This is a genomic window from Arthrobacter sp. NPDC093125 (assembly GCF_044754225.1).
GTDB lineage: Bacteria > Actinomycetota > Actinomycetes > Actinomycetales > Micrococcaceae > Arthrobacter.
This window is the reverse complement of the sequence record NZ_JBIVOQ010000004.1, coordinates 336,725-358,361: the sequence shown is the minus strand read 5'-3', so window position 1 is coordinate 358,361 and position 21,637 is coordinate 336,725. Positions and strand designations below refer to the sequence as shown.

The window sequence follows — 21,637 nt, the reverse complement described above, 5'->3', positions numbered from 1 at the left end:
ATTTCATGGCAAAGGAAACGCAGGCGTTCGACGCCGTCGACATCATCCGCATCAAGCGGGACAAGGGTGTCCTCACCCCCGAACAGATTGACTGGACCATCGATGCCTACACCCGCGGGGTGATTGCAGACGAGCAGATGGCCGCCCTGAACATGGCCATCCTGCTCAACGGCATGGACCGGGCAGAGATTTCACGATGGACCGCTGCCATGATTGCCTCGGGCGAGCGGATGGACTTCTCCAGCCTCAGGCGTCCCGACGGCGGCGTGAAGGCCACGAGCGACAAGCATTCCACCGGGGGCGTCGGGGATAAGATCACCCTCCCGCTGGCGCCGCTTGTGGCGGTGTTCGGGGTGGCCGTGCCGCAGCTTTCCGGCCGTGGCCTCGGGCACACGGGCGGAACGCTGGACAAGCTGGAATCCATTCCGGGCTGGCGCGCCGCACTGAGCAACGAGGAGATCCTGGCGCAGCTCCAGGACGTCGGTGCCGTGATTTGCGCCGCCGGCGCCGGGCTGGCCCCGGCGGACAAGAAGCTCTACGCGCTCCGGGACGTCACCGGCACCGTGGAGGCCATTCCGTTGATCGCCTCCTCGATCATGAGCAAGAAGATCGCCGAAGGCACCGGCTCGCTCGTGCTGGACGTCAAGGTGGGCAGCGGTGCCTTTATGAAGGATGAGGCCCGTGCGCGCGAGCTGGCCGAGACCATGGTGGCCCTGGGCAAGGACGCGGGCGTGAACACCGTGGCCCTGCTGACCAATATGGACACACCCTTGGGGCTGACCGCGGGCAACGCCATCGAAGTCGAGGAGTCCGTCGAGGTGCTCGCGGGCGGCGGCCCGGAAGACGTCGTCGAACTGACGGTCAGGCTGGCGGAGGAGATGCTCGCCTGCGCCGGTGTGGAGGACGCAGACCCGAGGGCGGCGCTCAAGGACGGCCGCGCGATGGACGTCTGGAACCGGATGATCGAGGCGCAGGGCGGGAATCCGCGGGCCAAGCTGCCGGTGGCGAAGGAATCCGAAACCATCTATGCTCCGGCAGATGGCGTTATCGTGGGACTGGACGCCCTGGCTGTCGGCGTGGCTGCGTGGCGGCTCGGAGCAGGCCGGGCGCGCAAGGAGGATCCGGTCCAGGCAGGAGCGGGCATCCGCCTGCATGCCAAGCCCGGCGCCGCCGTGCGCGCGGGGGAGCCGCTGATGACCCTGCTCACCGACACTCCCGAGAAGTTCGCCCGCGCCAAAGAGGCGCTCGAAAACGCTGTCACCGTAGCCCCGGACGGATCCCGTCCGGCACAGCAGCTCATCATCGACCGCATCGCCTGACGCCGTGCAGGCCATCAATGACTTCATCCTTGCCGCAGCGGGGCAGCCGTGGGTCCTGTTCATTGTCCTGGCCTGCTGCTTCATTGACGGTTTCTTCCCTCCGATCCCCAGTGAATCGGTGGTGGTGGGGCTGGCCGCCGTCGCTGCCACGGCGGATGTCCCCAACCCGTGGCTCCTTGCGGGAATCGCGGCGCTGGGCGCGTTTACCGGGGACAACACCGCCTACCTGATCGGCCGGAGCGTCGGCACGCAGCGCTGGCGCTGGATGCGGGGGCCCCGGATGCAGCGGGCCTTCCGCTGGGCCGGGGGCGAGCTCAGGAAGCGCCCGGCATCCCTGATCCTCGTGGCGCGGTTCGTCCCGATCGGCAGGGTGGCCGTCAACCTCACCGCGGGAGCCACGCACTATTCCCACGTCCGCTTCGTGGCGCTGACCGTGCTGTCCGCAACTCTGTGGGCCGGCTACTCGGTAGCCATCGGGCTCTTCTTTGGCCAGTGGTTCGAGGAAAACCACTTGCTGGGAGCCGCCATCGCCATCGTCTGCGCGATCACCCTGGGCATCATCGTGGACATTGTCATCAGCAAGCTGCGCGGCGGGATCCCCGGGCCTCTCGCGGAGGACTGATTTTCGCAAGGCAGGCGTAGCGGACTATGCTCCGCGCGTGGGACACTGAAAACTGTTTAGCGTCACCGACTTTTTTCTCATTGCCGAGGAGCAACACCCGCGTGGAGTTTATTAATGAGGCCGTGCTCCATGCAGCGGGTCAATGGTGGATATATCCCATTCTGCTTGTGTTTTTCTTCGTGGACGGCTTCGCAATGGTCGTGCCCAGCGAGACGCTCATCGTCGCCTTGGCGGCCTTCTCCCGGCACAGTGGCGAGCCCAATCTCTGGATTTTGGGGCTGACTGCACTCACGGGCGCGATTGCCGGCGACAACATGGCGTACCTGCTGGGCCGGAAGATCGGCCTTGACCGCTGGAAGTGGATGCGGCGGCCGAAGGTCCAGAAGGCCTTTGGCTGGGCACGCTACGAGCTGGAGAAGCGCGGAGCCGTGCTCATTTTCACGGCGCGCTACATCCCCTGGGGGCGTGTCGCCGTGAACTATGTGGCCGGCACCACGGGTTTCCCGCACCGCCGGTTTTTCCTGCTGGATGCCTTCGCCTGCATCACGTGGGTAGGTTATTCCGTGGGCATCGGGATCGTGGCCAGCTCCTTCCCCTGGCTGCACCACAACCCGCTGCTGGGCGCGGGCATCGCGGTGGTCTTCGCCATCGTCCTGGGAATCGTCATCGACCACCTGCTGCGGTGGTGGCACAAGCGGCTTGGGCGCAATGACGTGCTCGATGACGTACTCCCAGGGTCTGGGCCAGCGCCGGAGGAGACCGGCGTTACGGAGCCGGAGCCAGGCTACAACGGACCGGGACCTGACGGGGCCGAGGCTGCAAGGCTGCCTGAACGTTCAGCTGAAGGGCACGACGGCGGACGGCTGGGCCGCGCGCTGCCGGTTTCGGTCACTGCGGAAGCCGAGCCGGGGCGCTGAAACGACCGGCGGCGGGCCGTTGGCGTTGCACGCGGTCCAACCCTAGAGTTGGTACGTGACTGAGCCAATCGTTGACGCCGCCCCTGCCCTTGACTTCGACCTGAAGAGCCTTCCCAAGGTATCCCTTCACGACCACCTGGACGGGGGTCTCCGCCCCGCAACCATCATCGAGCTTGCGGAAGCCGTTGGCCACACCCTTCCATCCACCGACCCCGCCGCCCTCGGCGAATGGTTCCGCGAGTCCGCCGACTCCGGCTCCCTGGTCCGGTACCTCGAAACGTTCGACCACACCGTCGCCGTCATGCAGACCAAAGAAGGCCTGTCCCGCGTTGCCAGGGAATTCGTGGAGGACCTCGCGGATGACGGAGTGGTCTACGGAGAGGTCCGCTGGGCGCCGGAGCAGCACCTCCGGAAGGGCCTCACGCTGGATGAGGTTGTCGAAGCCGTCCAGGAAGGCCTTGAGGCCGGCGTCGCCGCCGTGGCCGAAACCGGCCGCGCAATCCAGGTAGGACAGCTGATCACCGCGATGCGTCACGCAGAGCGCGGCCAGGAGATCGCCGAGCTCGCCGTCCGCCACCGTGACCGGGGCGCCGTCGGCTTTGACATCGCCGGCGCCGAGGACGGCTTCCTGCCAGCGCGCTTCAAGGATGCCTTCACGTTCCTGGCGGAAAACAACTTCCCGGCCACCGTGCACGCCGGCGAAGCCGCCGGCCTCGAGAGCATCCAGTCGGCCCTCGTCGACGGACGTGCCCTCCGGCTGGGCCACGGTGTCCGGATAGCCGAGGACATCATGGTGGAGTTCGAGGACCGCGACGATGCCGGTGGTTACAGCGAAGATGATGACAACATCGGACTGGTGACGCTCGGAAACCTCGCGAGCTGGGTCCGCGACCGCGGCATCCCGCTGGAAATCTGCCCGTCCTCGAACCTGCAGACCGGCGCGATTGCCGGGTTCGGCGAAGGGATCGACAGCCACCCGCTGGACATGCTCTACCAGCTGGGCTTCAACGTGACCATCAACACCGACAACCGGCTCATGAGCGGCGTGACCCTCACCGACGAATTCGAGCTGCTGGTGGAGACGTTCGATTACGACCTCGATGACCTGCTGGAACTCACACTCAACGCCGCCGAGGCTTCCTTCCTCCCGCTCGAGGAAAGGGAAGCCCTGGTGGAGTACATCAACGACGCCTACGCAAACCTTGGCTGAAACGTCCGCCGACGGGTTACCCGCAGAGGGGGTTGGGGAGCTGCTGGGTGGGCCCACGGCAGCAGGGGTCCCCAACCGAGCTTGCGAGGTGGGGGAGTTGCTGGGGGTTATCGCCGCGCTGCGCGAGCATTGTCCCTGGATGGGTGCCCTGACCCATGAGTCCCTCGTTGAGTATCTCCTCGAGGAGGCGTACGAAGTGGCTGATACCATCGAAACCGGCCGGGACGAAGCCGAGCTGAAAGGCGAGCTGGGCGACGTGCTGCTCCAGGTGGTGCTGCACGCCCGGCTCGCCGAAGAGCGTGGCACCTTCGCCTTTTCCGACGTCGCCCGCGGCATCACCGAGAAGATGATCCGCCGCAACCCCCACGTGTTCCGGCCGGACGGTTCCCTGCAGGAAACCTTCCCCGCCACCGTAGAGGAGATCGTCCTCAAATGGGACGCCGTCAAGAAAGCCGAAAAGCCGGAACGGACCAGCCACTTTGAGGGCATCCCCGACGCGCTGCCTGCCCTCGCCCGGGCGCACAAGACCCTGGACCGGGCAGAGCGCGCGGGCCTGTCCCCGCTGGTCGGAGAAGGCCCGCTGGTTGAGCTTGCCGAAACCTCGCTCGCCGAAACAATAGAGACCGAAGCCCAACTCGGCGAGCTGCTGCTCGGCGTCGTCGGCGCTGCACGCAACAAGGGGTTCGACGCCGAACGGGCCCTCCGGGGCGCTGTCCGGCGCTTCCAGGAGCAGGTCCCGCCCGGATCATGACGTCCGGGTTCTGGATAGGTTTCCGTAACGTGCGCCACTCTCGACTACGCTAGACCCTGACGAGGACGTCGAGATTTTTTCCCCTAAGTCCCCAGTAAATCGCCCACAAGGAGCACATCCATGGCGCTTATCGATGCCATCCACGCCCGCGAGATCCTCGATTCCCGTGGCAACCCCACCGTCGAAGTTGAAGTTCTCCTCTCCGACGGCCAGATCGGCCGCGCTGCCGTTCCGTCCGGCGCGTCCACCGGCGAGCACGAAGCCGTTGAACTGCGCGACGGTGACAAGGGCCGCTACCTCGGCAAGGGTGTCCAGAAGGCCGTTGACGCCGTCATCGACCAGATCGCACCGGCCTTGACCGGCTTTGACGCCACTGACCAGCGCAGCATCGACCAGGCCATGATCGACCTGGACGGCACCGCCAACAAGGGCAAGCTGGGCGCCAACGCCATCCTCGGCGTCTCCCTGGCAGTTGCCAACGCCGCCGCAGCCTCCGCTGACCTGCCGCTGTACAAGTACCTGGGCGGCCCGAACGCCCACGTTCTGCCCGTTCCGCTGATGAATATCCTCAACGGCGGCTCGCACGCGGATTCCGACGTCGACATCCAGGAATTCATGATCGCCCCGATCGGCGCCGAGACCTTCTCCGAGGGCCTGCGCTGGGGCGTTGAGGTCTACCACAACCTCAAGTCCGTGCTGCAGGAAAAGGGCCTCTCCACCGGCCTCGGCGACGAGGGCGGCTTCGCCCCGAACCTGCCGTCCAACCGCGCTGCCCTGGACCTGATCCAGGAAGCCATCAAGAACGCCGGCTACACCCCGGGCACCGACATCGCCCTGGCACTGGACGTCGCCTCCTCCGAATTCTTCAAGGACGGCGCCTACCAGTTCGAAGGCAAGGCCCTGAGCGCCGCCGAGATGAGCGCCTACTACGCAGAACTCGTTGCCGACTACCCGCTGGTGTCCATCGAGGACCCGCTGGACGAGAACGACTGGGAGGGCTGGAAGATCCTCACCGACACCATCGGTGACAAGGTCCAGCTCGTGGGCGACGACCTGTTCGTCACCAACCCCGAGCGCCTGCAGCAGGGCATCGACGCCGCCACCGCCAACTCCCTGCTGGTCAAGGTCAACCAGATCGGCTCGCTGACCGAAACCCTGGACGCCGTGTCCCTGGCACAGCGCTCCGGCTACACCACCATCACCTCGCACCGCTCCGGCGAAACCGAGGACACCACCATCGCTGACATCTCCGTCGCCACCAACGCCGGACAGATCAAGACCGGTGCCCCGGCCCGCTCTGAGCGTGTTGCCAAGTACAACCAGCTGCTGCGCATCGAAGAGGAACTCGACGACGCCGCACGCTACGCCGGACGCAGCGCCTTCCCGCGTTTCAAGGCCTAATAGCCGGATAAACGACTGCCCGGTGGCTATGGTGGAAAGACCATAGCCACCGGCTTCGTTTAAGGCCGGCTAGTCCAGCGTCCCGCGTTTTACAGGAGTGTCATGGCTACCCGCCGTCCCAAAGTTCCCCGGGTGACCCCGGCAACCCGGCAGCCCGAGACGGACTCCGGCGGGGGAGACGTCATCCTGGCGGACTTCGGCGGCCGCAAGCACGGCGAGACCGGAAGGGAAACCGCCGCCCAGGCCGGCGGAACGGGCCCGGCCAGGAGCAGCGGCGCGGCCCACGGGGCCGCCCCGGCAGCATCGGATCAAGGAAGCGGTACGTCCCGAGCCAAAGCCGCAGCCCAGGGTACCGCCAAGACCACAGCGCCCGGCAAGCCGACAGCCGCCAAGGGCACAGCACCGGGAGAGACAGCCCCGGGCAAAGCCGGCGGTGCCGCCGCGGCGGCTGCGGGGAAGAAGAGGTCCGGGTCATCCCCGGTAAACGGCGAGGACGAAAGCCTCGATCCGATTCCCGCCAAGGCCTTTTCGGGGCGCATGCTGGCGCTGGCCGTCGTCATGATTGCCATCACCATCATGCTGGCGCCCACGGTGAAGATCTTCATTGACAAGCGCGCCGAGATTGCCGCGCTGGAAGCTGACATCGCGGCCAAACAGTCCGCCCAAGATGATTTGAAGCGCCAGGTTTCACGCTGGCAGGATCCGAACTACGTCAAGCAGCAGGCCCGGGACCGCATTAACATGGTTATGCCGGGCGAGACCGGCTACTGGGTGTTCGGCAGTGACATGCCCGCCGGCGCAGCAGCCAGCGACCCCGGTGCAGCAGCAGTACAAGACCCCGCCAACGTGCCGTGGGTGGATTCCCTGTGGGAGTCCATCCGGCGTTCGGCAACAGACTAAGCGGCGCCCGCCGCAGGACTGCCCCAGGCATTGCTGGGCAGCCGGATCCGGGCAGGAAGGACGGCCGCGCCAGTGGAAGACAACACGGCATCTGCGCCGGAGGAAACCCGCCAGCCATCGGCACACGACCTTGAGGTGCTGAGCCGCCAGCTGGGCCGCCCTGTCCGTGACGTGGTGGAGATCCCGGCCAGGTGTGTCTGCGGCAACCCCCTGGTGGCCGCCACGGCGCCGCGGCTCAGCAACGGCACGCCGTTTCCCACCACGTTCTACCTCACGCATCCGGTGATCACTTCCGCTGTGTCGCGGCTGGAAGCGGCCGGGCTTATGAATGAAATGAACGAGCGTCTCACGGCGGACGAGCCGCTGGCCGCCTCCTACCGGGCAGCCCATGAGGCATACCTGCAGTCGCGCGCGGAGATCGGAGCCCGGTCCGGCATCGGGGAGGTGCCTGAAATCGACGGCGTGTCCGCCGGAGGTATGCCGACCCGCGTGAAATGCCTGCATGTGCTGGTTGGCCACTCACTGGCGGCCGGCCCTGGCGTCAATCCGCTGGGTGACGAAGCGATTGCCGCCATCGGTGAATGGTGGAGCGTTGACCGGTGTTACTGCGAAGGCGCCTGGGACACCGCCGGAGAAGCGCCCTCGCGGGACCTCAGCAGGCACGGGCCGCAGGGATTGCCTGCCATCGTGGGGCGGCCGGCCCCGGTACGGAAAACGAAGCAGGAGGCAGGCGAATGACCAGGGTTGCAGCCATTGACTGCGGTACCAATTCCATCCGTCTGCTGATCGCAGACGTCGACGGCGGGAACGGTCCGACGAAGCTCACGGACATTGTCCGGGAGATGAGGGTGGTGCGGCTCGGCCAGGGCGTGGATGCCACGGGGGAGCTCGCGCCGGAAGCGCTGGAGCGCACTTTCGCGGCCGCTGCGGATTACGCCGAGCTGATCCGGGAGTACCGTGCTGAGAAAGTCCGCTTCGTGGCGACCTCCGCGACGCGGGATGCCCGCAACCGCCAGGTCTTCGTGGACGGCATCCGGGGGCTCCTCGGCGTCGAGCCCGAAGTAATTTCAGGTGACGAGGAAGCGGCTCTCTCCTTCGCCGGAGCAAGCAGTGTGCTGCCCATGGCCGATGGGGACAGGGTGCTGGTTGTGGACCTTGGCGGCGGCAGCACGGAATTCGTGCTGGGAGGCGCAGGCGGAGTCATCGCAGCAAAATCCGTGGACATCGGTTGCGTCCGGCTGACCGAACGCCACCTCAAAAGCGATCCGCCCACCGCCGCTGAGATCGCCGCCGCGGAGGCCGATGTTGATGTCGCCATGGCCCAGGCGGGACTGGACGTTCCCCTGGAAAGCAGCACCGCCGTCGTCGGGGTTGCCGGTTCCGTGACGACCATTACCGCCCATGCGCTGAAGCTGCCGGAGTACCTGCCCGCCGCCATCCACGGCGCCGAACTGTCCATCCGGACTGTCGCTGAGGCGTCCGGTGACCTGCTCGCCATGACCCGTGCGCAGCGGGCCCGGCTGCCCTACATGCACCCCGGCCGGGTGGATGTCATCGGGGCCGGCGCCCTCGTCTGGCGCCGCATTCTCACCAAGATGGGCGAACTCACCGGGGGAGAGGTCATTACGGCCACCGCCAGCGAGCACGATATTCTTGACGGAATTGCCCTGAGCGTCCGCTGACCCACTGAGCTGGCAAGGCACCGCCCCACCGAGTATTGGATCTTGAATGACCAGAGCAACAGCCCGGCTTCGCCGGACCGTCTCGGCTCTGCTGTCGGCGGTGCTGGCCGGCGGCGTCGCTGCGGCAGCCATCGCCACGGCACCGGCAGCGCAGGCCGACACCTGGCGGGACAAGCAGTACTGGCTCAAGGAAGCCGGAATCACGAAGGCCTGGGAGGTCTCCAAGGGCGCCGGCGTGAAAGTGGCTGTGATCGACAGCGGCGTGGACGGCGACCATCCCGACCTGAAGGGCGCCATTGCCGGAGGACATGATGTCTCCGGTGCGGGTACGCCGGACGGGCAGAAGAGCATGGGGGCCAAGCCGGAGCACGGAACGTTGGTGGCCACCATGCTCGCGGGCCGCGGACACCAGCCGCCGCCTCCCAAGAAGTCCAAGGCCAGCGCCAAGCCCTCGCCCACTCCTTCGCCGTCGAAGACCAACCCGGACGGCATCATGGGCGTCGCACCGGAAGCCCAGATCCTCGCAGTATCCACCTGGCTGGGTTCGGAGAATCCCGGCGGCAAGAGTGACCAGGACCAGATTCCCGAGGCCGTCCGCTGGGCAGTGGACAACGGAGCCAAGGTCATCAACATCTCGCTGGGCAGCACGTCGCCGGAGTGGCCGCAAAGCTGGGACGCCGCCTTCCTCTACGCGGAGCAGAAGGACGTCGTCATCGTGGCTGCTGCCGGCAACCGGGTGGGCGGCAACGTCCAGGTCGGCGCGCCGGCAACCATTCCCGGCGTGCTCACCGTGGCCGGGCTGGACCGCAGTGGGATAGCCAGCGTCGATTCCTCATCGCAGGGCATCAGCATCGGCGTCGCGGCTCCGGCAGAAGACCTCGCCGGAGGACTTCCCGGCGGCAGCTACGCGGAATGGGCCGGCACCTCCGGAGCTACGCCGATCGTTTCCGGCGTAGCCGCCCTGATCCGCTCCAAGTGGCCGGAGATGAGCGCGGAGCAGGTGATCAACAGGATCGTGTCCACCGCCAAGGACGAGGGTGCGCCCGGGAAAGACCCGCTCTATGGATTCGGCATGCTCAACGCCGAGGCCGCACTGAAAGCGGATGTCGCCGAAACGCAGGTGAACCCTTTGGGATCCATCTCCGACTGGATCCGCGTGCACCGCCGCGGCAATCCTGCCACGCCGGCGCCGGCCCCTGTCGCGCCTCCCGAGAGCGAGGCGGCTGCCCTGCCCACGCTGCCGAAGGCCACTGTGCCGGTGGCCCAGGCCCCGTCACAGCTGGACAGTGCACTTCCGGCCGCCGTCGTCATCGGTTTCGGAACCCTTTTTGTCGTCATCATCGTTGCCGGCGCAGTGCAGCTGCGCCGCGCCTACCGGGCTTCGGCAGGCAGCGCCGACGACGCCGAAACAGGGACGTTGAGCAGGGTGGATCCCGGCGGCAGTCCCAGTTAGTGAAGATTTTCACAAACTGTTGTACTCTGGATGCATGGCAACCACCCCACAGCTCCAGGATCGTCCGCGTGTGCTCGTCGTCGGCGGCGGGTACGTCGGCCTGTACGTAGCCCTCAAACTGCAGAAGAAGATCGCGAACGCAGGTGGCATCGTCACCGTCGTCGATCCGCTGCCCTACATGACCTACCAGCCCTTCCTGCCGGAAGTTGCCGGCGGCAACATCGAGGCCCGCCACGCAGTGGTCTCCCACCGCCAGCACCTCAAGCAGACCGAGCTCATCCAGGGGCGCGTCACCTCGATCGACCACGCCAACCGCACAGCGGTGGTTGCACCCTCCGACGGCGGCGACCCCTTCGAGGTGCCCTACTTCGACGTCGTGCTGGCCGCCGGCGCCATCACCCGCACGTTCCCCATCAAGGGTCTGGCGGACAAGGGCATCGGCCTGAAGACCATCGAGGAAGCGGTTGCGCTGCGCAACAAGGTCCTCGACCGGATCGAGGTCGGCTCCACCATGACGGATCCGGCTGAGCGCGCCCGGGCACTGACCTTCGTGGTTGTGGGCGGCGGCTTCGCCGGCATCGAGTGCATCACCGAAATGGAAGACCTCGCCCGTGCGGCCGTCAAGAACAACCCGCGCGTCAAGCAGGAGGAAGTCCGCTTCGTGCTGGTTGAGGCCATGGGACGCATCATGCCCGAGGTCACCGAGAAGCAGGCCGAGTGGGTTGTTGAGCACCTCCGCAGCCGCGGCATCGAGGTCCTGCTGAACACGTCGCTGGACAACGCAGAGGTGGCCCTGAAGCTCATCAACCTGCCGGACAAGACGCTGGCCCAGGAATTCGAGTCCGACACCCTCGTGTGGACCGCCGGTGTCCAGGCCAACCCGATGGTCCGCTCCACCGACTTCCCGCTCGAGCCCCGCGGACGCGTCCGGGTCCTCCCGGACCTGCGCATCGCCGGCGATGAAGGCATCATCGAGAACGCCTGGGCCGCCGGTGACGTCGCCGCGGTTCCCGACCTGACAGGCGCGGGCCTGCCGGACGGTACCTGCGTCCCCAACGCACAGCATGCGCTGCGCCAGGCCAAGCGCCTGGCCAAGAACCTGTGGGCTTCCCGCTGGGACAAGCCGCTCGCGGACTACAAGCACAAGAACCTCGGTGCTGTGGCCGGCTTCGGCCAGTGGAAGGGCGTTGCCAACATCAACCTCCTCGGCCGCATCGGGCTCAAGGGCCCCCTCGCCTGGCTGGCGCACCGCGGCTACCACGGCATGGCCATGCCGACGTTCGAGCGCAAGTTCCGCGTGATCTTCAACTGGATCCTGAGTTTCTTCGCGGGCCGCGACACCACCCAGCTGCTGGACCTGGACAACCCGCGCGGTGCCTTCGTTGCCGCTGCCACCCCGGCTCCGAAGCCGGCAGCCGCCGAGGCAAAGCCGGCCGACGCCAAGCCCGTGGAGGCAAAGCCGGCAGATGTCCAGAAGAATGATTCGAAGGACCCTGTTGCAGCCAAATCCAAGTAGGCAGCAGTAACCGACGACGGCGGCCGTTCCCTTTTCGGGAGCGGTCGCTTCGTCGTTTGGGCTGCTTTCGTCCAGATGGCGTCCCGTTTTGTTTCTGCCGGGATGTCTAGACTGGCTCCATGACGGGTGAAAAGAATCTCCAGACCCTGTTGGCTGCGATGCACCCCGTGCTCCGCGACGGCGAGTATGTATATGTGCTTTGGCCCCATGGAAAGCCCCTTGTGCCGGGGATCGAAGCCGCAGTGCGCGAGGCCGAGGGCCTCACCGTGGTGCTGCCCCGGGCTGAGGCTGATGCCCACGGGCTGAAGTACGACTTCGTAGCCGCCTGGATCACGCTGGAGGTCCACTCGGCGCTCGAAGCCGTGGGCCTGACTGCCGCGGTGAGCCGGGCCTTGACGGACGCCAGGATCAGCTGCAATGTGCTGGCAGGATTCCACCATGACCATCTGCTCGTCCCCGTGGCAGACGCGGCCCGCGCCCTGGAAGTGCTGGCTGAGCTCTCCGCCGCCCACGCGGCCGAGCCCGAGCCGGTCCGTGAGCTGAGGCTGCGCAGCGAGAAGCCCGAAGACCGGGACGCGGTCATCGCGCTGACGGCCGAGGCCTTCTCCGTATCGCCCGTGACGGGATTGCCGGTGGAGGGCGAGCCGGTGGAGGTGGATCTGCTCCGCCGGCTTTTCGCGTCCGATGCTTATCTGCCGGAGCTCAGTGTTGTGGCAGAGCTCGACGGCGAAATCGTGGGCCACGTCATCTGCTCCCGCGCCCGGGCCGACGGCATCGAGCTGCTGGGGCTCGGACCCATCAGCGTGACTCCGCGCCTGCAGCGACACGGCATCGGCTCGGCCCTCATGCACGAAACCGTGGTCCGGGCCAACGCTGCGGGGGAGAGGGGCATCGCCCTGCTGGGCAGCACGGAGTACTACCCGCGCTTCGGATTTGTGCCGGCCTCGTCCATGGGGATTGAGGCGCCCGACAAAAGCTGGGGTGACCACTTCCAGTTCCTGCCGCTGGCGCTCTGGCCCGGCGGCGTGCACGGAACATTTCAGTACGCCGAGCCCTTCGCCGCAGTCGAAACCAACGCCGGCAGCGGAAAGCGATAGCATTGACCGGGCGCCCCAGTAGCCCAATTGGCAGAGGCAGCGGACTTAAAATCCGCGTGTTGTGGGTTCGAGTCCCACCTGGGGTACACATTTCACTGTCCGGGCGGCGCTGCCACGGGCGCTCCCTCACATCCTGGGGCTGATTGGCGGGCGCTCTTTCACGTCCCGGCACCCTTCGCCGGGCCCAGCGGCGCTGCATGGGGAAGGACTCTTGGCGGCCCGCGGGGCCTTTTTCCGGGAGTCTGCTATGAGGTGTCCGATATGCAACGAGTGTTATAAGGATGTGACCTTACTCACTTATGTTCGGCCGTAATTTGCACTAGCTTGAATTTATCTCAGGAACACACCTGACCAATCGCATCAAAGGCCGTTCGCACCTTTCGATCGAGGAGACTCTCAAATGATTTCACTCCCCCAAGGCGCGCCCCGAGCAGCTAAGCTAACAGCGCTTAGCATCGGCGTCGCCCTGTTGGCCACGGCTTGTGGTGGCAGCCCCACCCCGGGCTCGACCACAACCGCAGCCGGTGCGGGTGCAGGTATTGCCTGCCCTGCTCCCAGCGCCACTGCCGGAGGCGGCACGTCCCAAGCCACTGCGGACGCCGGTTCTGTTCCGGCAGCAACCACCACCACTCCCACCCCGCTGAAGATTGGATCGCTGCTGCCGACGACGGGGTCGCTGGCGTTCCTGGGCCCGCCCGAGATCGCGGGCGTTAACCTTGGCATCAAGGAAGTCAATGCCGCCGGCGGCGTCCTGGGCAAGCCGGTCAGTGTTGTCCACCGGGACTCCGGTGACACGAAGACCGACATTGCAACGCAGTCCACCACCGCACTGCTGGGCCAAGGTGTCAGCGCCATCATTGGTGCCGCATCCTCCGGCGTGTCCAAGACCGTGATCAACCAGATCACGGGTGCAGGCGTGGTGCAGTTCTCGCCGGCCAACACCTCTCCGGACTTCACCACGTGGGAGGACAAGAACCTCTACTGGCGCACAGCTCCGTCTGACGTGCTGCAGGGCAAGGTGCTCGGCAACTACATGGCAACCTGCGGAGCCCAGACCCTGGGCATGATCGTCCTCAATGACGCCTACGGCACGGGCCTGCAGAAGAACATCAAGGAAGCCTTTGAAGCAGCCGGCGGCCAGATTGTGGCCGAGGAGCTCTTCAACGAAGGCGACTCGCAGTTCAGCAGCCAGGTGGACAAAGTCATCGCCGCCAAGCCCGATGCGATCGCCCTGATCACGTTCGACCAGGCCAAGAGCATCGTGCCGCTGATGACCGGCAAGGGCATCAAGCCCACGCAGCTGTTCATGGTGGACGGCAACACGTCCGACTACAGCAAGGACTTCAAGGCCGGAACGCTCAAGGGCGCCCAGGGCACCATTCCCGGTACGTTCGCGAAGGAAGACTTCAAGAAGCAGCTCCTCGCCATCGATCCGGCCCTGAAGGACTACAGCTACGCTGGCGAGTCCTATGACGCGGTCAACCTGATCTCGCTCGCGGCGGAGGCCGCGAAGAGCACGAAGGGCACCGAGATCTCCAAGCAGCTCAAGGCAGTCTCGGAAGGCGGGGAGAAGTGCACCAACTTCGCGTCCTGCGTGACGCTTCTCCGCAACGGGAAGGACATCGACTACGACGGCCAGTCCGGTCCGGTGACCTTCTCCGAGCAGGGTGACCCCACGGAGGCGTTCATCGGCATCTACGAGTACCAGGACGACAACACCTACAAGCCGGCCCGGGAAGAATTCGGCAAGCTGTAAAGCCCCGTATTTCAGCCAGTTCACAGAAAGCCCCCGTCCTCTGGACGGGGGCTTTCTGGTGCCCGTGGGTTATCCGTTTCCGTGGCTGACAGGACCAGGCCCACCCGCTGGCCATCGCACCCGTGGCCGCTGCCGCGGGTACCCGTAACCCCGCGGTTCAGGCCCGGGCAGGGCACAGGGGAGGGCCGCCACCCGGATGGGTGACGGCCCTCGCGAGATACGGTTCTGCCGGCCTTAGACTTCGTCCGCCAGCGTTCCCAGATACAGCTGGATGACTTTCGGATCCTTCATGAGCTCCCGGCCTGTGCCGGTGTATGCGTCCTTGCCCTGGTCCAGGACATAGCCGCGGTCGCAGATCTGCAGGCAGCGGCGGGCGTTCTGTTCCACCATGATGACGGACACTCCTGCACGGTTGATCTCATGCACGCGCAGGAAGGTCTCGTCCTGCTTCACGGGGGAGAGGCCGGCCGAGGGCTCGTCGAGCAGCAGCACCGCAGGTTCCATCATCAGGGCCCGGCCCATCGCGACCATCTGGCGCTCGCCGCCGGACAGTGACCCCGCCCGCTGGGCGCGGCGCTTGCCGAGCTCCGGGAACAGGCTGGTGACGAAGTCGAACCGCTCGGCGAAGTCCTTGGGCCGCTGGAACATGCCCATCTGCATGTTTTCCTCAATGGTGAGGGTCGCGAACACATTGTTGTTCTGTGGCACGAAACCCACGCCCTGCGTGACCAGCTTGTTCGCCTTGAGCCCGGTGAGGTCCTGGCCCCGCACGACGACAGAGCCTGAGTGGACCTTTACGAGGCCGAACATGGCCTTGAGCAGCGTGGACTTTCCGGCCCCGTTAGGGCCGATGATCCCGATCAGTTCGCCCTTTCGGGCCTCGATGCTGCAGCCATTGAGGATGTTGACGCCGGGCAGGTATCCGGCCACCAGGTCGGTGACCTTAACCACCACGCCGTCGGCTGCTGCGCTGCTTGCGGCCGGGGCCGCGCTGGGGGCGCTCATGCTTTGTCCTTGTCTGTATGGATTGGTGACGAACCGCCGGCCTTGAGGTCGGGCACCACCGCGTCAACGGCGATGATGCCGGCGTCTTCGGTGCCGACAATCGATTCCTCATCCGCCACGAGTTCCTGCTCGAGTGCCTTGATGCCTTCCGTGTCGCCGAGATCCACGTCGTGGTGCGCGCCGAGGTAGGCGTCGATCACTGCCGGGTTCTTCATCACTTCACCGGGCGGTCCCTCAGCTACGATCTTTCCTTCGGCCATGACCACCACCCAGTCGGCGATATGGCGGACCATGTTCATATCGTGTTCCACGAAGAGGACGGTCATGCCCTCCGCTTTGAGGTTCTTGATGTGATCCAGCAGGGACTGGGTCAGCGCAGGGTTGACGCCTGCCATCGGCTCGTCGAGCATGACGAGTTTGGGACTGACCATGAGGGAACGCGCCATTTCGAGCAGTTTGCGCTGCCCACCGGAGAGGGATGCCGCGTAGTCGTCCTTCTTGGCGTCCAGCTTGAACTTCTCCAGCAGCATGTCCGCCTGCTGGGTGAGCTCCTTCTCCCGGCTGCCCCAGATGCCCTTGAAGAGTGCTTTGGACAGCCGTTCACCCGGCTGGTCGGAGCCGCCGAGGCGCATGTTTTCCATGACGGTCAGCTTGCCCATGACCTTGGTCAGCTGGAACGTGCGGACCATGCCCATGCGCGCCACCTTGTAGGAGGAGACGCCGGCGATGTTTTGCCCCTCAAACTGCCACTTGCCCGAGTTCGGGGTATCGAATCCGGTAAGCAGGTTGAAGAGGGTGGTTTTGCCGGCCCCGTTCGGGCCGATCAGGGCGGTGATCTTGTGCCGCGGAATCTCGAGGTAATCGACGTCGACGGCGTTAATGCCGCCGAAGCTGCGCGTCACGTTTTCGGCGACGACGATCGGGTCCCGCTTCTTGCAGCCGGGCGCGTTCTCCCCGGCGGCGATGGGGCGGGTGTCCGTCATGTAGTCGATGCCATCTTCCACTGCATTTTCGCTGTGCTTGCTCATGCGAACGCCAGCTCCTTCTTATTGCCAAAGACACCCTGCGGCCTGAAGATCATCAGCAGCATCAGGGCGATACCCACGAGAATGTAGCGCAGCTGACCGGCCTGGACTGTGGTCAGCCAGGTCACTGCACCGGATTCGATGAGGCCGTACAGGACGCCCTGCGTCAGGGAGAGCACGACCCAGAAGATCATGGCGCCGGCAACCGGCCCCAGGACTGTGGCCATGCCGCCGAGCAGCAGGCAGGTCCACAGGAAGAACGTCAGCTCAGTTCCGTAGTTGGCGGGCTGGACTGCCCCTCGCGGAAGGGTGAACACCATTCCCGCAAGTGCACCCAGAACGCCGCCGATGACCAGTGCCTGCATCTTGTAGGCGTACACGTTCTTGCCGAGGGAGCGCACGGCGTTCTCGTCCTCGCGGATGCCTTTCAGGACACGGCCCCACGGGCTGCGCATGAGGAGCCAGATGATGACGCAGCAGACTACAACCAGGCCCCAGCCGATGACCCGGATGAAGAAGTCGCGGTTGTTCATGCCGAAGTACGAGCCTTCAGGGAACGGGTTCATGGCGTAGAAGCTGCCTTCGAAGGCGGCCAGCCCGTTGGCGGAACCGGTGACGGCGGTGAGCTGGTTTGTCGTGACCACATACCGGACGATCTCGGCTGCGGCGATGGTGACGATGGCGAGGTAGTCGGCGCGCAGCCGGAGCGTGGGGATGCCCAGCACGAGTGCGAAGAGCACGGAGCAGACCACGGCGATCAGCAGGCCCACAAAGAAGGGAACGCCGAAGCTCAGGGTGGAGATCGCGAAGCCGTAGGCGCCCACCGCCATGAAGCCGGCCTGGCCGAAGTTCAGCAGGCCCGAGTAGCCGAAGTGGACCGCAAGTCCGAGGGCGGCCAGCGCGTATGCCGCCGTCGTCGGACTGAACAGTTCGCCCAGCGCGCTGGAAAGTATGAAACCGAAATCCATGGCTGGCTCCTAACCCACGCGCTCGCGACGGCCCAGGATGCCCTGGGGACGGAACAAGAGGACAACGATCATGATGAACAGTGCTCCCACGTATTTAAGGTCGGCGGCAAGGCCGAAGACGGTGGTCAGTTCGACGAAGATGCCGACGATGACTGATCCGATCAGGGCGCCGAAGACGGTGCCGAGGCCGCCGAGCGTCACGCCGGCAAAGATGAGCAGCAGGATCTGGGAGCCCATGTCGAAGGTGACGCCGGGACGGTAGTACGCCCAGAGGATGCCGCCAAGGGAAGCGAGCACACCGCCGACGATCCACACAAGGCGGATGACGCCGTCCACGTCGATTCCCGAGGCTGCGGCCAGGGCCGGGTTGTCGGCCACCGCACGGGTGGCCTTGCCCAGACGGGTCTTCAGGAGCACGATGCCGATCAGGGCGATGACGATGGCGCTGATCACCAGCGACCACAGGTTGTTGGGGGAGATGGACACCGGGCCGATCTGGACCTCCGCGCTTTGGGCGAAGGGGAGCTGCTGGGTGGCGCCGCCGAAGTTGAACTGGATGATGTACCGGACCGCCAGGGCAAGGCCGATGCTGACGATCATCATCGGCACGAGCCCGCTGCCGCGGCGCCTCAATGGCCTCCAAAGTCCCGCGTCCTGGGCGTAGCCGAAGAGGCCGCCTCCCAGGAGGGCGAGGATGATAGCGAGCCAGAACGGCAGGTTCATAGCGCTGAAGGCAAAAACAAGAACTGCACCGAGCGTGACCATCTCGCCGTGCGCGAAGTTGGTGAGGCCTGTGGTTCCGAAAATGAGCGAGAGCCCGACAGATGCCAGGGCGAGCAGGAGGCCGAAGCTCAGCCCGGCCACGAGGCGGTTGAGGAGGTTTTGGCCGAAGTCCTGTTGCTGGACCACGATGCCTTCACCGAAGGCAAAAATCACCGACAGGTTTGAGGTCTGGCTGAACGTGACGGTGCGCGGATTGGACTGACCCTCGGCGAGCTTGATGCCCTCCGGCAGGGTGGACTCGTCCAGTTCCACTTCATAGCTGCCCTGTGTCGGCACGGCTATGCGCCAGGAACCGTTGGCACCCGAAGTGGCGGTTCCGGTGAAATCAGCGTTCTTGGCGGTGATTTTCACACCTTCGAGAGGGTTGCGGGCATCGTCACGGAGGAAGCCGCTGATGCTGTTCCGGAACTGCTGGTCCGACGGGGGTGGTGTCGGGGAGGGGGTGGCGGCCTGGGATGCCGGCGCGGCTGCCAGCAGGAGCGCCAGGACAAGGGAGGCGATAGCTCCCATGGCCTTCAGCAGCCCGGCTGGCCGTTTGCGCGGCAGGCCTTTCGGTGTGCGTCTCAAATTCAAAACCTCCACAGGGGGTGGGCGGCGTGCGTCGTTGCAACCGCTGCGAACGGTGAAGATGACACGCGATGTAGCGCATTCTTGTGATATGTGTCACCTTGCACCGCTCATGTTACCGCGCGGTCAGTACAAACTTTGCCCGCAGAAGCCGCCGCTGCATAGCGATCGGATAACAACTCGAAGGGGCCCCACTGCTGACAAGTCAGTAGCTCTAACGAAAACTTTTGTTGTCGCTGAGTATTCCTAAACAATGGGTGAACGGGAGGGTGGTGTGGGCGAGAGAGTGCGGCCCCAGGTCACGATTGCGTGTCGAGGCAAGAGTTCACGGGAACTTTGCCTGCCGCTGGCGCGTGGGAATTGATAGTTTGAACTTAAGAAAAGATCCACCAACCCCTTATATGGAGGACACCCGCAATGGCACTTGGCGGAAACCCGATCTTCAACGGAAAGAACTTCCGTGAAGCCACCCAGGCACCGCCTGTTCCGCAGGCGTACGGGCAGAACCCGTATGGCCAGGGCGGCTACGGCCAGACGCCGGTCATGAACGCGCCCGGAGGCTGGCCGCAGCAGCCGAACATGACGGATGACCAGCTGCAGCAGATGTACAACCGCCCGGCGGCAGGACCCGCCGAAACCGGCCGGATGACCTACGACGACGTCATCGTCAAGACGGCAATCTGCCTTGCCGCGGTGATGGCTGGCGCCGCGGTCACGCTGTTCGTCAGCCTGCCCGTCGCGAGCATGCTGATGATCGTCGGCGCACTGGGCGGCTTTGTGCTGGCCATGGTCAACACCTTCAAGAAGCAGCCCTCGCCCGCACTCATCCTTGCGTACGCCGGCCTTGAGGGCTTCTTCCTCGGCGGACTGACACGCATCCTCGACGGCATGTTCCCCGGCGTCGGGCTGCAGGCCGTGATCGGCACCCTCTCGGTGTTCGCTGTGACCCTGCTGCTCTTCCGCAGCGGTAAGGTGCGCGCCACTCCCAAGGCCATGCGCTTCTTCATGATCGCCATGATCGGCTACGCTGTCTTTGCCCTCGTGAACATGGTGATGGTCTGGACCGGCGCGGTGCAGTCCCCGTTCGGCCTCAGCACGAGTTTTGAGATCTTCGGAATCCCGCTGGGCGTCTTCATCGGCATCCTCGCCATCGGCCTGGCAGCCTTCTCGCTGATCATGGACTTCACCAGCATCGAAGCGGGTGTCCGCAGCGGCGCCCCGGAGCGCTTCGCCTGGACCGCAGCGTTTGGCCTCACCGTCACGCTGGTCTGGCTGTACGTGGAAATCATCCGACTGCTCTCCATCCTCCGCGGCGAAGAGTAGGACGGTACGGCGTAACGCCGTCGATCGTCGATGTCCAACAAAAGCGGGCCCCGCCAAGCGGCGGGGCCCGCTTTTGCGTTCGGGCGCTTTAGCTGAGGCGCTCCACAACCACGGCCATGCCCTGTCCGCCGCCGACGCACAGGGTGGCCAGGCCCATCGTTCCGTCCATCTCGCGGAGCCCGTTGAGCAGCGTGGTGGTGAGGCGGGCGCCGGTCATGCCGAACGGATGTCCCAAGGCAATGGCGCCGCCGTGCACGTTGAGTCTCGCGGGGTCGATGCCGAGTTCCCTTGCGCTGGCCAGCACCTGGACGGCGAAGGCCTCGTTGAGTTCCACGAGGTCTATGTCGCCAATCCCGAGCCCGGCCGCGGCCAGGGCCCGCCGGATGGACTCCACCGGCCCCATGCCCATCAGTTCCGGTGACAGTGCGCTGACGCCCGTGGAGACGATCCGCGCCAGAGGTTCCAGGCCGAGCTCCCGTGCCCGGGAATCGCTCATGATGACCGTGGCGGCCGCGCCGTCATTGAGGGGGCAGGCGTTCCCGGCCGTGACCGTTCCATCCCGCCGGAACACAGGTTGCAATGCGCTGACCGCTTCCAGGGTGACGCCAGGGCGCGGCGAGTCATCCCGGTCCACGACCGTTCCGTCACGGCGTTCATACGGCGTGATTTCCCGGGCATAGAATCCAGACGCAATGGCGGCCTCGGTCCGGTTCTGGCTGAGCACGGCCCATTCGTCCTGGTCCGGCCGGCTGATGCCGTAGGAGGTGGCCACGTTCTCCGCCGTCTGGCCCATGGCGATGTAGATGTCCGGCATCCGGCCGCCGAGCCGCGGGTCCGTCCAGGGCGTGTTGGACTCGGCCCGCGCCGCCGTGCGGTGGCGGGCCGGTTCGAAGACGGGGTTGTGGTTGCCGGCGTCGGTTTCCCCGGCCCCGGCCCAGTTTTGGTAGCGCGAGACCGCCTCGACGCCGCCGGCGACGAACGCGTGGCCCTCACCCGCTTTGATCGCGTGATAGGCCATCCGGATGGTCTGCAGGCTTGAGGCGCAAAACCGGTTGATCGTGGCAGCGGGTACGTTGTCCAGGCCGGTGAGGATTGTCACCACGCGCGCCATGTTCGAACCGGCTTCGCCGCTGGGCTCGGCGCAGCCGAGATAAAGGTCATCCAGTCCGGATCCGCTGTCTCCGGAGGGGTCGAAGGACGGCAGCTTGGCCAGCGCGGCACTGACCATGGCGGCGGCCAGGTCATCAGGGCGTTCGTCTTTCAGCGAACCCTTGAAAGCGCGGCCGATCGGGCTTCTGGCGGTTGAAACGATGACTGCTTCCGGCATGCGCCAAGCCTACGC

General features: G+C 65.6%; 19 protein-coding genes and 1 tRNA gene. 15 read left to right on the top strand and 5 right to left on the bottom strand.

Annotated features, from left to right (window positions below):
- Window positions 1-5: 5 nt before the first annotated feature.
- The 14 genes from ACIP9X_RS11260 to ACIP9X_RS11195 all read left to right on the top strand — a co-directional run bounded on the left by ACIP9X_RS11260 (window position 6) and on the right by ACIP9X_RS11195 (window position 14,624).
- On the top strand, window positions 6-1,319 hold the full coding sequence (locus tag ACIP9X_RS11260; protein ID WP_400479892.1) for a thymidine phosphorylase: 1,314 nt from the start codon (window positions 6-8) through the stop codon (window positions 1,317-1,319).
- 4 nt (window positions 1,320-1,323) lie between these two features.
- Window positions 1,324-1,941, top strand: coding sequence for a DedA family protein (locus ACIP9X_RS11255; protein WP_400479810.1), 618 nt, complete (start codon window positions 1,324-1,326; stop codon window positions 1,939-1,941).
- Between the two features lie 101 nt (window positions 1,942-2,042).
- Window positions 2,043-2,858, top strand: coding sequence for a DedA family protein (locus ACIP9X_RS11250; RefSeq protein WP_400479809.1), 816 nt, complete (start codon window positions 2,043-2,045; stop codon window positions 2,856-2,858).
- Between the two features lie 55 nt (window positions 2,859-2,913).
- A complete protein-coding gene (locus tag ACIP9X_RS11245; RefSeq protein ID WP_400479808.1) occupies window positions 2,914-4,068 on the top strand; it encodes an adenosine deaminase in 1,155 nt (384 codons plus the stop codon).
- Window positions 4,069-4,207: 139 nt separating this feature from the next.
- Window positions 4,208-4,819 carry a MazG nucleotide pyrophosphohydrolase domain-containing protein gene (locus tag ACIP9X_RS11240; protein ID WP_400479891.1) on the top strand — a complete coding sequence of 204 codons (612 nt, stop codon included), beginning with the start codon at window positions 4,208-4,210 and terminating at the stop codon, window positions 4,817-4,819.
- Between the two features lie 120 nt (window positions 4,820-4,939).
- On the top strand, window positions 4,940-6,220 hold the full coding sequence (gene eno, locus ACIP9X_RS11235; protein WP_400479807.1) for a phosphopyruvate hydratase: 1,281 nt from the start codon (window positions 4,940-4,942) through the stop codon (window positions 6,218-6,220).
- Window positions 6,221-6,322: 102 nt separating this feature from the next.
- Window positions 6,323-7,120 carry a septum formation initiator family protein gene (locus ACIP9X_RS11230; RefSeq protein WP_400479806.1) on the top strand — a complete coding sequence of 266 codons (798 nt, stop codon included), beginning with the start codon at window positions 6,323-6,325 and terminating at the stop codon, window positions 7,118-7,120.
- Window positions 7,121-7,192: 72 nt separating this feature from the next.
- Complete coding sequence (locus ACIP9X_RS11225; RefSeq protein ID WP_400479805.1) at window positions 7,193-7,858, top strand: DUF501 domain-containing protein; 666 nt, start codon at window positions 7,193-7,195, stop codon at window positions 7,856-7,858.
- Complete coding sequence (locus ACIP9X_RS11220; RefSeq protein WP_400479804.1) at window positions 7,855-8,802, top strand: exopolyphosphatase; 948 nt, start codon at window positions 7,855-7,857, stop codon at window positions 8,800-8,802. Before ACIP9X_RS11225 ends, ACIP9X_RS11220 begins: the two co-directional genes overlap by 4 nt.
- A gap of 46 nt (window positions 8,803-8,848) precedes the next feature.
- A complete protein-coding gene (locus tag ACIP9X_RS11215; protein WP_400479803.1) occupies window positions 8,849-10,255 on the top strand; it encodes a S8 family serine peptidase in 1,407 nt (468 codons plus the stop codon).
- A gap of 34 nt (window positions 10,256-10,289) precedes the next feature.
- Window positions 10,290-11,771, top strand: coding sequence for an NAD(P)/FAD-dependent oxidoreductase (locus ACIP9X_RS11210; RefSeq protein ID WP_400479802.1), 1,482 nt, complete (start codon window positions 10,290-10,292; stop codon window positions 11,769-11,771).
- Between the two features lie 119 nt (window positions 11,772-11,890).
- On the top strand, window positions 11,891-12,868 hold the full coding sequence (locus tag ACIP9X_RS11205; RefSeq protein WP_400479801.1) for an N-acetyltransferase: 978 nt from the start codon (window positions 11,891-11,893) through the stop codon (window positions 12,866-12,868).
- Window positions 12,869-12,880: 12 nt separating this feature from the next.
- Window positions 12,881-12,954, top strand: a tRNA-Leu gene (locus tag ACIP9X_RS11200).
- Window positions 12,955-13,268: 314 nt separating this feature from the next.
- Window positions 13,269-14,624 (top strand): ABC transporter substrate-binding protein, encoded by a 1,356-nt coding sequence (locus tag ACIP9X_RS11195; protein ID WP_400479800.1) that lies wholly within the window; start codon window positions 13,269-13,271, stop codon window positions 14,622-14,624.
- A gap of 234 nt (window positions 14,625-14,858) precedes the next feature.
- Here the strand turns inward: ACIP9X_RS11195 and ACIP9X_RS11190 are convergent, their stop codons facing one another.
- From ACIP9X_RS11190 to ACIP9X_RS11175, 4 genes are read right to left on the bottom strand one after another with little or no spacing between them, the layout of a single operon-like run.
- The gene (locus tag ACIP9X_RS11190; RefSeq protein ID WP_400479799.1) at window positions 14,859-15,629 is read right to left on the bottom strand and encodes an ABC transporter ATP-binding protein; all 771 of its coding nucleotides are present in this window, start codon (window positions 15,627-15,629) and stop codon (window positions 14,859-14,861) included.
- Window positions 15,626-16,657 (bottom strand): ABC transporter ATP-binding protein, encoded by a 1,032-nt coding sequence (locus tag ACIP9X_RS11185; RefSeq protein WP_400479798.1) that lies wholly within the window; start codon window positions 16,655-16,657, stop codon window positions 15,626-15,628. Before ACIP9X_RS11185 ends, ACIP9X_RS11190 begins: the two co-directional genes overlap by 4 nt.
- Window positions 16,654-17,622 (bottom strand): branched-chain amino acid ABC transporter permease, encoded by a 969-nt coding sequence (locus ACIP9X_RS11180; protein ID WP_400479797.1) that lies wholly within the window; start codon window positions 17,620-17,622, stop codon window positions 16,654-16,656. Before ACIP9X_RS11180 ends, ACIP9X_RS11185 begins: the two co-directional genes overlap by 4 nt.
- A 9-nt stretch (window positions 17,623-17,631) precedes the next feature.
- Window positions 17,632-18,915: a branched-chain amino acid ABC transporter permease gene (locus tag ACIP9X_RS11175; protein ID WP_400479890.1), complete on the bottom strand. Its 1,284-nt coding sequence runs from the start codon at window positions 18,913-18,915 to the stop codon at window positions 17,632-17,634.
- A 474-nt stretch (window positions 18,916-19,389) separates the two neighbouring features.
- Here ACIP9X_RS11175 and ACIP9X_RS11170 point away from each other — a divergent pair, with 474 nt between their 5' ends.
- Window positions 19,390-20,295: a Bax inhibitor-1/YccA family protein gene (locus ACIP9X_RS11170; protein WP_400479796.1), complete on the top strand. Its 906-nt coding sequence runs from the start codon at window positions 19,390-19,392 to the stop codon at window positions 20,293-20,295.
- 88 nt (window positions 20,296-20,383) lie between these two features.
- On the opposite strand, the gene ACIP9X_RS11165 is transcribed toward ACIP9X_RS11170, so the two are convergent.
- Window positions 20,384-21,622 (bottom strand): acetyl-CoA C-acetyltransferase, encoded by a 1,239-nt coding sequence (locus ACIP9X_RS11165; RefSeq protein ID WP_400479795.1) that lies wholly within the window; start codon window positions 21,620-21,622, stop codon window positions 20,384-20,386.
- Window positions 21,623-21,637 lie beyond the last annotated feature (15 nt).

What these genes read in the sequence shown, in the direction of transcription:
- ACIP9X_RS11260 (WP_400479892.1), top strand. Translation starts at nt 6, where the DNA reads ATGGCAAAGGAAACGCAGGCGTTCGACGCCGTCGACATCATCCGCATC.
- ACIP9X_RS11240 (WP_400479891.1), top strand. Translation starts at nt 4,208, where the DNA reads ATGGGTGCCCTGACCCATGAGTCCCTCGTTGAGTATCTCCTCGAGGAG.
- eno (WP_400479807.1), top strand. Translation starts at nt 4,940, where the DNA reads ATGGCGCTTATCGATGCCATCCACGCCCGCGAGATCCTCGATTCCCGT.
- ACIP9X_RS11230 (WP_400479806.1), top strand. Translation starts at nt 6,323, where the DNA reads ATGGCTACCCGCCGTCCCAAAGTTCCCCGGGTGACCCCGGCAACCCGG.
- ACIP9X_RS11220 (WP_400479804.1), top strand. Translation starts at nt 7,855, where the DNA reads ATGACCAGGGTTGCAGCCATTGACTGCGGTACCAATTCCATCCGTCTG.
- ACIP9X_RS11215 (WP_400479803.1), top strand. Translation starts at nt 8,849, where the DNA reads ATGACCAGAGCAACAGCCCGGCTTCGCCGGACCGTCTCGGCTCTGCTG.
- ACIP9X_RS11210 (WP_400479802.1), top strand. Translation starts at nt 10,290, where the DNA reads ATGGCAACCACCCCACAGCTCCAGGATCGTCCGCGTGTGCTCGTCGTC.
- ACIP9X_RS11205 (WP_400479801.1), top strand. Translation starts at nt 11,891, where the DNA reads ATGACGGGTGAAAAGAATCTCCAGACCCTGTTGGCTGCGATGCACCCC.
- ACIP9X_RS11195 (WP_400479800.1), top strand. Translation starts at nt 13,269, where the DNA reads ATGATTTCACTCCCCCAAGGCGCGCCCCGAGCAGCTAAGCTAACAGCG.
- ACIP9X_RS11190 (WP_400479799.1), bottom strand. Translation starts at nt 15,629, where the DNA reads ATGAGCGCCCCCAGCGCGGCCCCGGCCGCAAGCAGCGCAGCAGCCGAC.
- ACIP9X_RS11185 (WP_400479798.1), bottom strand. Translation starts at nt 16,657, where the DNA reads ATGAGCAAGCACAGCGAAAATGCAGTGGAAGATGGCATCGACTACATG.
- ACIP9X_RS11180 (WP_400479797.1), bottom strand. Translation starts at nt 17,622, where the DNA reads ATGGATTTCGGTTTCATACTTTCCAGCGCGCTGGGCGAACTGTTCAGT.
- ACIP9X_RS11175 (WP_400479890.1), bottom strand. Translation starts at nt 18,915, where the DNA reads ATGGGAGCTATCGCCTCCCTTGTCCTGGCGCTCCTGCTGGCAGCCGCG.
- ACIP9X_RS11170 (WP_400479796.1), top strand. Translation starts at nt 19,390, where the DNA reads ATGGCACTTGGCGGAAACCCGATCTTCAACGGAAAGAACTTCCGTGAA.
- ACIP9X_RS11165 (WP_400479795.1), bottom strand. Translation starts at nt 21,622, where the DNA reads ATGCCGGAAGCAGTCATCGTTTCAACCGCCAGAAGCCCGATCGGCCGC.